The 11,643-nt window shown below is 43.4% G+C and carries 10 protein-coding genes; 6 read left to right on the forward strand and 4 right to left on the reverse strand.

All coding sequences use genetic code 11. The features are described 5' to 3' along the window. The first annotated feature begins 66 nt into the window (after positions 1-66). Complete coding sequence (locus PCC7418_RS00010) at positions 67-339, forward strand: DUF3493 domain-containing protein (protein WP_015224138.1); 273 nt, start codon at positions 67-69, stop codon at positions 337-339. A 5-nt stretch (positions 340-344) separates the two neighbouring features. Beyond that, on the forward strand, positions 345-857 hold the full coding sequence (locus PCC7418_RS00015; RefSeq protein ID WP_015224139.1) for a gamma carbonic anhydrase family protein: 513 nt from the start codon (positions 345-347) through the stop codon (positions 855-857). 76 nt (positions 858-933) lie between these two features. Here the strand turns inward: PCC7418_RS00015 and corA are convergent, their stop codons facing one another. Beyond that, the gene (gene corA, locus PCC7418_RS00020) at positions 934-2,130 is read right to left on the reverse strand and encodes a magnesium/cobalt transporter CorA (RefSeq protein WP_015224140.1); all 1,197 of its coding nucleotides are present in this window, start codon (positions 2,128-2,130) and stop codon (positions 934-936) included. 25 nt (positions 2,131-2,155) lie between these two features. Between corA and dnaA the strand changes: the two genes are divergently transcribed. Then, complete coding sequence (dnaA, locus tag PCC7418_RS00025) at positions 2,156-3,511, forward strand: chromosomal replication initiator protein DnaA (RefSeq protein ID WP_015224141.1); 1,356 nt, start codon at positions 2,156-2,158, stop codon at positions 3,509-3,511. Here the strand turns inward: dnaA and PCC7418_RS00030 are convergent. Beyond that, positions 3,481-4,713 carry a glycosyltransferase family 4 protein gene (locus PCC7418_RS00030; RefSeq protein WP_051030505.1) on the reverse strand — a complete coding sequence of 411 codons (1,233 nt, stop codon included), beginning with the start codon at positions 4,711-4,713 and terminating at the stop codon, positions 3,481-3,483. The genes dnaA and PCC7418_RS00030 overlap by 31 nt on opposite strands. A 390-nt stretch (positions 4,714-5,103) precedes the next feature. Between PCC7418_RS00030 and purD the strand changes: the two genes are divergently transcribed. Then, positions 5,104-6,363, forward strand: coding sequence for a phosphoribosylamine--glycine ligase (purD, locus tag PCC7418_RS00035; protein WP_015224143.1), 1,260 nt, complete (start codon positions 5,104-5,106; stop codon positions 6,361-6,363). Between the two features lie 6 nt (positions 6,364-6,369). Here purD and mutS read toward each other — a convergent pair whose 3' ends face one another. Next, on the reverse strand, positions 6,370-8,985 hold the full coding sequence (gene mutS / locus PCC7418_RS00040) for a DNA mismatch repair protein MutS (protein WP_015224144.1): 2,616 nt from the start codon (positions 8,983-8,985) through the stop codon (positions 6,370-6,372). A 461-nt stretch (positions 8,986-9,446) separates the two neighbouring features. Here mutS and PCC7418_RS00050 point away from each other — a divergent pair, with 461 nt between their 5' ends. Next, the gene (locus PCC7418_RS00050) at positions 9,447-10,088 is read left to right on the forward strand and encodes a PAP/fibrillin family protein (protein WP_015224145.1); all 642 of its coding nucleotides are present in this window, start codon (positions 9,447-9,449) and stop codon (positions 10,086-10,088) included. Between the two features lie 480 nt (positions 10,089-10,568). Here PCC7418_RS00050 and PCC7418_RS00055 read toward each other — a convergent pair whose 3' ends face one another. Continuing rightward, complete coding sequence (locus PCC7418_RS00055; protein WP_015224146.1) at positions 10,569-11,003, reverse strand: GNAT family N-acetyltransferase; 435 nt, start codon at positions 11,001-11,003, stop codon at positions 10,569-10,571. 131 nt (positions 11,004-11,134) lie between these two features. Here PCC7418_RS00055 and msrA point away from each other — a divergent pair, with 131 nt between their 5' ends. Next, positions 11,135-11,605 carry a peptide-methionine (S)-S-oxide reductase MsrA gene (msrA, locus tag PCC7418_RS00060; RefSeq protein ID WP_015224147.1) on the forward strand — a complete coding sequence of 157 codons (471 nt, stop codon included), beginning with the start codon at positions 11,135-11,137 and terminating at the stop codon, positions 11,603-11,605. Positions 11,606-11,643: the final 38 nt, after the last annotated feature.

An 11,643-nucleotide genomic window follows, 5' to 3' on the forward strand; every position in this document is an offset into this window, starting at 1 on the left:
ATTAATGAATTTCATATAATCTTTTATTATGGAAGGGAGCGACTCAGCATTTTCTCAAAATTTCTTATGTCTAACTCCCCCAATAACCCTCGCAACCAGCTTTCTGCGGAAAAATACAAACGCTTGCAAGCCGAAGCGAAAGCCCCCTATCGTGGTTTACGGAAAACGATTTATGTGGCGTTTGCAGCCTCTGGCTTAATCGGTGCATTTGTGATGGTGGCGCAACTGGCTGCGGGACAAAATGTCACGGAAACATTACCCAACTTAGCCTTACAAGTGGGGGTAGTTGCCCTTATGGTATGGTTGTTTCGTCAGGATACAGAAGCGGAGGACAAATAGGATCAATGGCAGAATTATGGTCTTCTCCTGATTTATCGACTGCTGCGTTTATTGCGCCGAATGCGACGGTAATGGGCAATGTCACGGTAAAAACAGGGGCAAATATTTGGTATAGTGCAGTGGTGCGAGGGGATGTGGAAAGTATCACCATTGGCGCACATACGAATGTTCAAGATGGTGCGGTGTTACATGGGGATCCTGGTGAACCGACAATCCTAGAGGATTATGTCACGGTTGGACATCGGGCGGTGATTCACTCGGCGCATATTGAGGAAGGCTGTTTGATTGGAATTGGTGCTGTGGTTTTAAATGGCGTGCGGGTGGGAAAAGGGAGTATTATTGGTGCAGGGTCTGTGGTGACAAAAGATGTTCCCGCGCGATCGCTGCTCATGGGAATGCCTGCGAAAGTGAAACGGGAAGTCTCGGAAGCAGAAGCAGCGGATTTGATTGAACACGCCAAACGCTACGAAAAATTAGCCCTTGTTCATGCTGGAAAAGGCACTGATATCGGATTTTGATTGGTTATTGGTTATTCGTCAACTTGGAGAAAATCCATGGAACGTTTCTGCATTGCTCTACATTCTTGGTAACTGGTCACTGTTTCCGACGACGGGGAAATCGTAATTTTCGCTTCCGTTTTGCTGCTTTTTCCTCACTGGTAGCAACAGGGTAAAAGCGTTCTAGCCAACCATTCCGCCAAAAGAAAATAATTAAGGAAAGCGCGATCGCGCCCATAACGCCTAAACAAATATAATACCCCCATTTCCACTCTAATTCTGGCATATATTGAAAGTTCATCCCATAAACCCCAGCAATAAACGAAAGGGGAATAAAAATGCTAGAGATAATGGTCAAAACTTTCATAACCTCATTCATTTTATTGCTCATAGAAGAGAGATATACATCCATTAAACTAGAAGATAATTCCCGATAACTTTCCACAATATCTAAAAGTTGAATCACATGATCGTAACAATCTCGAAAGTAAATTTCCACATCAGAACTAATTAAATTACTACCACTCCGCATTAACGTTGTAATCACACTTTGTTGAGGCCAAATCGCCCGCCGTAACGCTAAAAGTTCTCGTCGGACTTTGTAAATTTTCTCTAAGGTACGTCGATTCGGATTAAAAACAACTTCATCTTCTAATTGTTCAATTCGTTCGCCATAATCTTCTAAAACAGGAAAGAAACTATCAATAATGGTATCTAGAAGTAAGTAGGTGAGATAATCAACACCAGAAGTACGTATTTTTCCTTTATTATTTTTTAATCGAGCGCGCACAGGGTTAAAACAGTCGTGATTGGGTTCTTCCTGAAACGTTAATAAATATTTTTTACCTAAAACAAAACTCACTTGCTCGGAATAAAAACCATCTTCTTCGGGTTTAGGCTGTACTAAATGAACAATAATAATTAACTGTTCGTTATAATCTTCTACCTTCGGACGTTGTGGGACATTAACCACATCTTCTAAAAGTAACGGATGGAGCTTGAAAATTTGCCCAATTTGTTTTAGAATATCTTCCGAGCCGAGTCCTTGTATATCTAACCAAGACGCAGATTCACTTGCTAAATAATGTTCACATTTTAACGGATCAATATTAACTTTTCTCACCGCGTACTTCGCATCGTAATCAATTAAAATAAGCTGTGAAGGCGCAGCATCTTCTTCAATCCATAAGGTTCCGGGTTCACTCCCTGGTAAGTCAAAAAAGAAGTCAAAATAATCTTCTTTGTCTTTGTCATCTTCGAGAAAATCAGGATTGAAACTAGGAAATTGTGTCATTTTTACCTTAATTCATCAACAAATAATGGATCATTCAGCACAACAGCTTTGGCAGCAAATTCTTGAACAGTTGCGACCCCAACTCAGTCCACCGACTTTTGAAACTTGGCTGCAAACTGTAACGCCACAAAGCCTGAATAATCACTGTTTAGTGATTTGTGCGCCCAATCCATTTTCACGGAACTGGTTACAAAAATATTATCTTCCTTTAATTACGAAAACAGCGCAAGACTTAAGCCACGCTAGCCTCACGGTTCAAATTACGACCCCTTTTGTTGCCAATGCGAACTCGGAAGAAGTCCCCTTAACGTGGTGGAAACAAAGCGAAGATCACATTAATAGCTTAGCAGGCGATCGCGCTTCTGAAAATACATTAAGCCCCAAACATACCTTCTCAGATTTTGTTGTCGGACCGAATAATCGCATGGCACACGCTGCATCTTTAGCAGTTGCAGAATATCCAGGAAGAGAGTTTAATCCTCTCTTTATTTGTGGGGGAGTTGGCTTAGGAAAAACCCATTTATTACAAGCAATTGGTCATTACCGTTTAGAACTTTATCCTCAGTCCAAAGTTTTTTATGTTTCTACTGAACAATTTACCAACGATTTAATTAATGCTATTCGTCATGATCAATTACAACAATTTCGAGAACATTATCGCGCAGCCGATATTTTGCTGATTGACGATATTCAATTTATTGAAGGGAAAGAATACACCCAAGAAGAGTTTTTTCATACCTTTAATACCCTTTACGAAGCGGGAAAACAAGTGGTACTTGCCTCTGATCGTCCACCGAAACAAATCCCGAGTTGTTCAGAACGATTATCCTCTCGCTTTGCCATGGGCTTAATTGCAGATATTCAGCCCCCTGATTTGGAAACACGGATGGCAATTCTTCAGAAAAAAGCAGAATCGGATCATCTGCCTTTATCCCCCCAAATTGTTGAATATTTAGCCAAAAATTATCCCTCAAATATCAGAGAATTAGAGGGAGCTTTAACGCAAGTCGTTGCCCATTTATCATTATCAGGCTTACCCTTAACTTTAGAGAATGTTACCTCTCTTTTAAACCCACCGCAAGGGAAAAGGGTGACATCTCCTGAACAAATTTTACAGGTTGTTTCTGAATATTTTCAAGTTTCTGTAGCCGATTTAAAAGGCAGTTCTCGCCGTCGAGAAATTAGTTCAGCGCGACAAATTGGGATGTATTTAATGCGTCAACATACTAACTTGAGCTTACCCAGAATTGGAGAAGTCTTTGGCGGAAAAGATCATACAACAGTGATGTATAGTTGTGAAAAAATTGCTCAACAGCAAGAACAAAATCCTGAGTTCAATCAAATCTTACGTCAACTCAGCGATCGCGTTGTTGCTGGATAATTGACATTAGCCATTAAAACTTTTTCATATTGTTCGGTCAATTTTCGCCAGTCATGATTTTTTTCAACTAAATGACGAGCATTTTGAGAGAGACGTTGACGCAGTTGGGGATCTTGGAGTAACCGCCCGATCGCGTAAATATATTCTTCTAGCCGATTGGCCCGCATGGCTGCCAGATTAACTGTTTTTCCATCCACATTTAAGCCTTCTAAAGCGCGATCGCTGCCTACTACGGGGACTCCCACTGCCATAGCCCTTAATGGGGCTAATTTCATCCCTAAACCCGCTTGGGTGGGGCAGACACAAACGGTTGTCTGTTGCAATAATGTCTGTAAACTCGAACGTTTGTCTGCAATTCTAATCCCAGAAACCTCTCCCCAGTGATGAAGCTGATTCGGAATTCCCAGTAAGGTTAACATAATTTCAGGATAACGGCTTTTCAGTTCTGGAAAGACAGATTCACATAAAAAATTAACCTCTTCTGTTACGGCTAATTCTTCTTGATGGCTAACATACAGCAATTGATACCCTCCTAGATCGCGCACTCGTTTAGAAAATAAATTTAAGTCAACGCCATTAGGAATGACAGTAATTGATTTTTCGGTTTGTAGAGCCTTAATTTGTTGCTTATCTTCCGTCGTTGTTGTTACTAATGCGGAAAACTTAGAACAATATTGTTGTTCATATCGCTTGAGTAGTGGTAAATTTAACTGTTCCCGGAGCTTCTTTTTGGCTGTGGTCTGTCGCTCAAGATATTTCTGACAAGTCCCATACATTGACCCATGGATATTAGCAATAGTTCTTATTTGTTTTTGCCATTCGGGACGCACATAAATTTCATTAATACTATGTTCGCAAGTGATGACATCAAATGATTCTTCAGCCACTTTTTCATCAATCCATTGCTGCATCTGGGGAGAATAATAAGACAAAACACTGTTGGGCGTTCCCTCTTTTAAGAATTGTCCTAAACGTTTCGCTCGATTCATAATTCCCCTTCGTCCCATTTCATAATGATGGGGAAAAATGACTAAATCTTCAACCCATTTTCCGAGCGTGTCAATCTGATCATCTTTTGCCATTTGATCATGTTGTGCAACTAGAGTCACTTCATGACGTTCATTCAAATATTTCATTAAATTAAAGGTGCGAGTGGGGATAGAATTTGGCGTATATGGAGAGGGTAAAATTGCTGAAATCATTAAAATCTTCATAGTCTTGAATAGCCATCTGGTAAATAGAGTTATGATTTTTTTCTTGAAGTTGTAAGATGAGTCGTCGTGTTTATGGCGTTTCCTAGTTGGTTGAGGTACGTAATGCGAGTCGGTGGATGTTCATGGTTCATAGTTCGTGGTTCATTGATTAACAACCAAGAAATAACAAAGAACGAAGAACAAAGAACGAAGAACCAAAATTTAGAATGTACCTCATGAGATTGGGAAGTGCTATAAAGCTAATGTTCCTACCCCAATAATGATTCTTGATGAGTCTTCCTGACAAAGGGTCATGGGTTATTCCTGAAGAAGAGTTTTAGAATAAGCAAGCGAAAAGTGAGAGAATAATTTATTGCTGTTTAAACGAGTGAACCTGCAATGAATGTCTTAGTGGTTGGGAGTGGGGGAAGAGAACATACCCTCGCCTGGAAATTACTACAGTCTCCGAATGTGGAAAATGTTTTCTGTGTTCCAGGAAATGGGGGAACGGCTTTACTCCCTCACTGTCAAAATTTACCAGCAACAGAAGAAGATTTTAGTAAGATTGGACAATACGCCAAAGAAAAGGCGGTTGCTTTTGTTATTGTCGGACCCGAGCTTCCCTTAGCAAAAGGAATTCGTGATTTTCTGGAACAACAAAATATTCCTGTGTTTGGTCCTACTGAAACGGGGGCGCAGATTGAAGCCAGCAAATGGTGGGCGAAAGCGTTAATGCAAGATGTTGGGATTCCGACAGCAGTGGGAGAAACGTTTACTGATGCGGAAACGGCTAAGGCTTATGTGACTCAGCAGGGTGCGCCCATTGTGGTGAAAGCAGACGGGTTAGCTGCGGGGAAAGGGGTGACGGTTGCAGAAACGGTGGAATCCGCTCACACCGCGATTGAAGGGCTATTTGCAGCCGATACCGAACAGGTTGTGGTGGAAGAGTGTCTGGTGGGAGAAGAAGTGTCTGTTTTAGCCCTCACCGATGGCATCACAGTCCGTCCTTTGCTTCCTGCTCAAGATCATAAACGTATTGGAGAGGGGGATACTGGTGGCAATACAGGGGGAATGGGTGCTTATGCCCCGGCTCCCTTACTAAGTGCAGAACGTCTGGCACAGGTGACAGAAACGATCTTACAGCCCACAGTTGATGCTTTGCGCGATCGCGCGATCGATTATCAAGGGGTGTTATACGCGGGGTTAATTGTTACTCCTGAGGGAGACAGTAAGGTTTTAGAATTTAACTGTCGCTTTGGCGATCCCGAAACACAAGCGATTTTACCGTTATTGGAAACGCCTCTGGATGAGGTGATTATGGCGTGTTTGGAAAAGCGATTGCATGAACTTCCGCCCTTAAAATGGTCATCTCAAAAAGCCCTGTGTGTGGTTGCTGCATCACAAGGGTATCCAGGGAGTTATGAGAAAGGCAAAGAAATTACGGGGACAACTCAAGACTGGGATGCGTTCGTGTTTCATGCGGGAACGCGGTTAGATGCAGAGGGACACCTGTTAACCAGTGGCGGGCGTGTGTTAGGGGTAACGGGGTTAGGAGACGACTTTGACCAAGCAGCAGAAAAAGCCTACAGCGCGATCGCGCAAATTAAGTTTTCTGGATGTTATTATCGCTCTGATATCGGTTATCGTGTCCGCAGTTAATCATCTTCAAAAAATATCCAGTTGATCCATGCTGGTTTCAGATGGGTTTGTCTCTTGAGCAATGCCTTTGCGTAACCCCAAGGCAATTTTACTGTGCTTTTCAATTTGTCCCATCACTTGTTGAGCGCGAGAAATCACGCTGGGCGGAAGTCCTGCTAAACGTCCAGCTTCAATTCCGTAAGAGCGATCTGCCCCTCCAGGTTGTACTTGATGCAGGAAAATAATCTCATTTTCCATCTCTTTCACCGTGACTTGATAGTTTGCCACATTGGAAAGAATCGACGCGAGTTCGTTCAGTTCGTGATAATGAGTCGCAAAAATGGTGCGGGCTTGCACTTCCGTCGCCAGATATTCCGCAACCGCCCACGCAATGGAAAGTCCATCAAAAGTTGCTGTTCCTCTTCCAATTTCATCAAGAAGGATCAGGGAGTTGGGGGTCGCATGGTTGAGAATGTTCGCGGTTTCATTCATTTCAACCATAAACGTTGATTGTCCAGTGGCAAGATCGTCCACAGCCCCCACCCGAGTAAACACGCGATCGCTGATTCCTAACTTCGCCGATCGCGCGGGAACAAAACTCCCAATCTGCGCCATCAATTGAATTAATCCCACTTGGCGCAAATAGCAACTTTTGCCACTGGCATTGGGTCCAGTGAGAATAATTAAATCGGGCGTGTCTCGCTGTTTCTCATAGCCCATTTCCGTCGAGTTGGGGACAAAAAAGCCAGTGGGAAGAGTTTGTTCCACAACCGGATGTCTTCCTTCCCGAATACTCAAACAGCGTCCTTCTACCATTTCTGGACGACAATAATCGTTATAGACGGCGAGTTCGGCAAGTCCCCCTAAAACATCGATCGCCGCGATCGCGCGGGAAATCTCTCGAATTTTTTGCGCTTGTTCCCCCACTTCCGCCCGTAAATCCGCAAAAATTTCGTATTCGAGACGATTTAAGTCATCTTTTGCCGTCAAAATCCGTGTTTCTCGTTCTTTCAGTTCCGAAGTGATATAACGCTCTTCATTGGTTAACGTTTGTTTGCGGGTATAGTTTTCTGGGGCGAGATCGGCTTTACTGCGAGGAATACTGAGATAATACCCAAACGTCTTGTTATATCCCACTTTTAACTTTTGAATGCCCGTCCGTTCTCGTTCGCTGGTTTCTAAATGCGCTAGCCACTGTTTATCTTCAGCAAAGACCGCTTGCATTTGATCCAACTGTTCATCCACACCCGAACGAATTAAGCCCCCTTCTGTGAGATGTTGCGGGGGAGATTCCACAATTGACGCTAAGATTTTTTCGCCAAGGGTTTTTAAGTCTGGTGGAACGGTTTGCAACGCCCGCAAAAAAGGGGACTCTCCTTGTTGCACTAACGAAGCTAATTCCGTCAAGCGCACCAACGATTCGGCTAACCCTCTTAAATCTCTGGCATTGGCTGTTCCTGCGCCCGCACGCCCACTGAGTCGTTCTAAATCATAAATTTGTCGTAAGAGTTGGCGTAAATCATTGCGGAGACTGGTTTGTTTGATCAGTTCCGCGATCGTCTCTTGACGGGCGGTAATCCCTTTAATATCGAGTAGCGGTTGCAGTAACCACCGTCGGAGGGCGCGTCCTCCCATTGCTGTGCAAGTGCGATCCAATGCCCAAAGCAGCGAACCGTGATAAGTGCCATCGCGCACCGTTTGCACAATTTCCAAATTGCGTCGCGTTTGTTGGTCAAGAATTAAATAATCGGTGATAGTATAAGTTTTAAGGGTTTGTAACGGGACTTGATGCGCTTTTTGGGTTTCTTCAATATAGAATAGGAGTCCGCCCGCAGCACGAACCCCCAAGGGGAGACTTTCACAGCCCATCCCTTCCAAAGACCGAACTCGGAAATAGTCTAAAAGCTGGTTTCTGGCTTCTCCTGTCCGGAATTGGCTTTGCGGACGTAGGGTATAACAGAAGTGATCAGGCAAAAAGTCTGGAACTTGATCCGATTTTTCCCCGGGGCGCAACATACTGCCAATATCAGGGGCATTGGTGGGGAGGAGAATTTCTGAGGGATGGAGTCGTAGCAGTTCCAGAGTCAGGGTTTCAAGGTTTTGGGATTGCGTGGTGAAAAATTCCCCAGTGGAAATATCTGTATAGGCTAACCCCCAATGTTCCCCCGCGATTACCAATGCAGCGAGAAAATTATTGCGTCGGGCGTGCAACATTCCTTCTTCGGTGAGTGTGCCTGGGGTGAGGAGTTTCGTGATTTTTCGCTCCACCATCCGTTTTTGGGCTGCTGCTTCCGCTGCATCTTCCACCTGATCACACACCGCGATCGCGTATCCTTTTTCCACTAACATAGCAGTATAGCGGTCTAAGGCATGATGGGGAACGCCTGTCATGGGAACGCGACCGATTTCCTTCCCGCTTTCTTTACTCGTCAACACCAGTTCCAGTTGTTGCGCCACAGTGACGGCATCTTGAAAGAAGCATTCAAAAAAATCTCCTACCCGATACAACAGCAGTGCGTTGGGATATTGCTCTTTCACCTCAATGTAATGTTGCATCATCGGAGTGAGTTGAGCGCGATCGAGCGTTGTATAATCGGCGTTTTTCATATAAGCGGGGGTCGCTTTTCCCGAAGACTCCTGCATGATTTATTCTTTCATCCCTATTCCTTGGCTTACCATTATCAGCCATCTGTCGCTCATAAATCAATTCGAGACAGGAGATTCTTAGATCAATCAGAGTCGCAGATTACACCTTCTGTCACGGAAGTTGCAGGCTGCGACCGTTGGTGAAGACAAAAGCGATTTGGCGTTGAGCGGAGATCAGGTAATGAGTCGGGGACCGCAACTCAATTCCAAACTGTTTCGCGGGGTAAAATTAGGGGCGGGTCATCGCTTAGCTTACGAAAACACCCAGTTTGATGGGGAGATAGCTACGGGTTGGAGTTGTTTCAGAGTTGGCAAGTCAGTGTATCTTAGTGGAAAGGGCGAGAGAACCAAGGATAGTAGGAGGGATAATAATTAATGTGTGATTCTTTGGTGGCTCTACCCGATGTTACAAAAGTTTCTCAACATGGTTTCCATGGTTCAAAGTTAAGGTAAAAAAAATGGCAGAAGTGCGCGATCGATTATCAATTAAGCAGAAGTTACTTGCCCAAATTGAACGACTGAGAAAGGAAAAACCCAATCTGGTCGATACCCCAATAACAGATTTAGACCTTTCGCCCCAATCCGTCTCTACAATCGCAGCAATCACAGAAGAATTAGAAGCGTTAAATCCTTTCCCACAACCTCTGTTGTCTGCTAAGAATTTACTCAATGGGGCTTGGTTACTGCAATATTCGACAGCTAGAGAAATTCGGTCTCTCAAACGCTTACCTTTCGGATTCCAAGTTGGCAACATCTATCAAACCATCGACGTGAATAATGCTTCTTTTGAAAATCGAGCTTGGGTACAACATCGGTGGGGTGGGCTATCGGGTTATGTGAGAGTAACCGCCACATTTGAACCCGCTAAGGAAGCAGAAGAGCAACTTTCCGATCAGCGAATTAATGTTAATTTTCAACAGCGTTTTCTGGGAATTCAGCAAATTTTAGGAATCAAGACCCCTTGGCTGGATCCGATGAGAGTGGTAGAAGCTAAAAATCCAGTTGGTCGAATTCCCAGCCTCAAGATTACTTATATTGATGAAACGATGAGAATTGGTCGTGGTGGGGATGAAAGTTTGTTTATTCTGACCCGAGAGTGAAGGCACTCTTGAAAGCATTTTTTTGGGTTTGTGATCTCATTTCAATCCGTTACAATACTTGAAAACAATTGAGAATTAAATGTGTTACCAGTTGAGATTTCTTTAAATATCAGATTGTTTTATTTCCTCTTGTTCCTACACTGTCTTATAGGTAGTATTGGCGCTCTTGTTGCCGCCAATAAGGGTTATAACCGTCTCATTTGGTTGCTTTTAGGCTTGTTAGGAGGAACCTTGACCTTAGTTATGACTCTAACTCTGGATCAGAAGCCAAAAGACTAATCTTAAAGAGTTTCCCGTGCAGTTTTTTCGATTCACGCTCTCGATGGCAATTTAAGCTCACGTTAGAAGGAATGCAGCCTCTCACTCAAGATTGTAAGCAGCCTCAACTTTTACCGCCTCTGGTCAAGCCCCAGAACAATATGATTTCGAGCATGAATGGTATTGAGCAGATACTATCCCCAATTGGGGACACATTGGAAATCAAGTGTTAATTCTTTGCATCATTAAATGATGAGGAATACCAGCATCAAGATACTCCTCTCCAATCACTTGAAAGCCCAGCTTTTCATAAAAGGGAATGGCTGAATTTTGAGACCCCAGTTTAATGGTCTGGATATTGGAGTAGGAATGAATCTCTTGGAGAATATAGCGCATTAATTCTGTTCCCACCCCTTGACTCCGTGCTTCTTTCAAGACCGCAACCCGTTCAATTTTAGCGGTTTGGTTGTTAATCAGGCGCGATCGCGCTGTTGCTAAGGCTTTTTCACCATCACCCGCAAGGTAATGGGTGGAGTGGTTTTCCCATTCATCGGTTTCAATCTCAGCGGAGATTCCTTGTTCCATCACAAATACTTGCGTGCGGATCATGATGCAGCGAGCAAAATCATTAAAGTCACGAGCGATGACAATTTTCATTTCAGGTAAGATTCTCACAATGGGGATAGAGTTGAGTGATCATCATTCAAGGTAGTGTCTCCAATGGGGGACAAAAATGGTCGATCAATAATTATAAGGTAAAACATGAATTGAGGAGAACCATTAAAACAATGACACAACAGAAAACAGCAACATTTGGAGCGGGTTGTTTTTGGGGCGTAGAAGCTGCTTTTGAGAAGGTAAAAGGAGTGACAGCAACGTCTGTCGGTTATATGGGCGGTCATTTTCCCAATCCCAGTTATCTCGATGTTCTCTCTCGCATTACGGGTCATGCCGAGGTGGCACAAGTGCAGTATGATCCTAATCAAGTGAGTTATGAGGAACTCTTACAAGTCTTCTGGTCAATCCACGATCCAACGCAGTTCAATCGTCAAGGGGCTGATCGCGGGGAACAATATCGCTCAGTAATTTTTTATCATGATCGAGAACAAGCGGTAATCGCGCAACAATCAAAACAGCAATTAGAACATTCGGGAGTCTATAAGCAACCGATTATTACTCAAATTCAGCCTGCCTCTGAATACTATCTAGCTGATGACAGTCATCAAAATTATTATCACAAAAAGAAGCAAAAAAATTGATATTAAGGATTGATTAGAATTATTATCTTGCCCAAAAA

It is taken from the genome of Halothece sp. PCC 7418, assembly GCF_000317635.1.
Taxonomy (GTDB): Bacteria; Cyanobacteriota; Cyanobacteriia; order Cyanobacteriales; family Rubidibacteraceae; genus Halothece.

What these genes read in the sequence shown, in the direction of transcription:
- PCC7418_RS00010 (WP_015224138.1), top strand. Translation starts at nt 67, where the DNA reads ATGTCTAACTCCCCCAATAACCCTCGCAACCAGCTTTCTGCGGAAAAA.
- PCC7418_RS00015 (WP_015224139.1), top strand. Translation starts at nt 345, where the DNA reads ATGGCAGAATTATGGTCTTCTCCTGATTTATCGACTGCTGCGTTTATT.
- corA (WP_015224140.1), bottom strand. Translation starts at nt 2,130, where the DNA reads ATGACACAATTTCCTAGTTTCAATCCTGATTTTCTCGAAGATGACAAA.
- dnaA (WP_015224141.1), top strand. Translation starts at nt 2,156, where the DNA reads ATGGATCATTCAGCACAACAGCTTTGGCAGCAAATTCTTGAACAGTTG.
- PCC7418_RS00030 (WP_051030505.1), bottom strand. Translation starts at nt 4,713, where the DNA reads ATGATTTCAGCAATTTTACCCTCTCCATATACGCCAAATTCTATCCCC.
- purD (WP_015224143.1), top strand. Translation starts at nt 5,104, where the DNA reads ATGAATGTCTTAGTGGTTGGGAGTGGGGGAAGAGAACATACCCTCGCC.
- mutS (WP_015224144.1), bottom strand. Translation starts at nt 8,985, where the DNA reads ATGCAGGAGTCTTCGGGAAAAGCGACCCCCGCTTATATGAAAAACGCC.
- PCC7418_RS00050 (WP_015224145.1), top strand. Translation starts at nt 9,447, where the DNA reads ATGGCAGAAGTGCGCGATCGATTATCAATTAAGCAGAAGTTACTTGCC.
- PCC7418_RS00055 (WP_015224146.1), bottom strand. Translation starts at nt 11,003, where the DNA reads ATGAAAATTGTCATCGCTCGTGACTTTAATGATTTTGCTCGCTGCATC.
- msrA (WP_015224147.1), top strand. Translation starts at nt 11,135, where the DNA reads ATGACACAACAGAAAACAGCAACATTTGGAGCGGGTTGTTTTTGGGGC.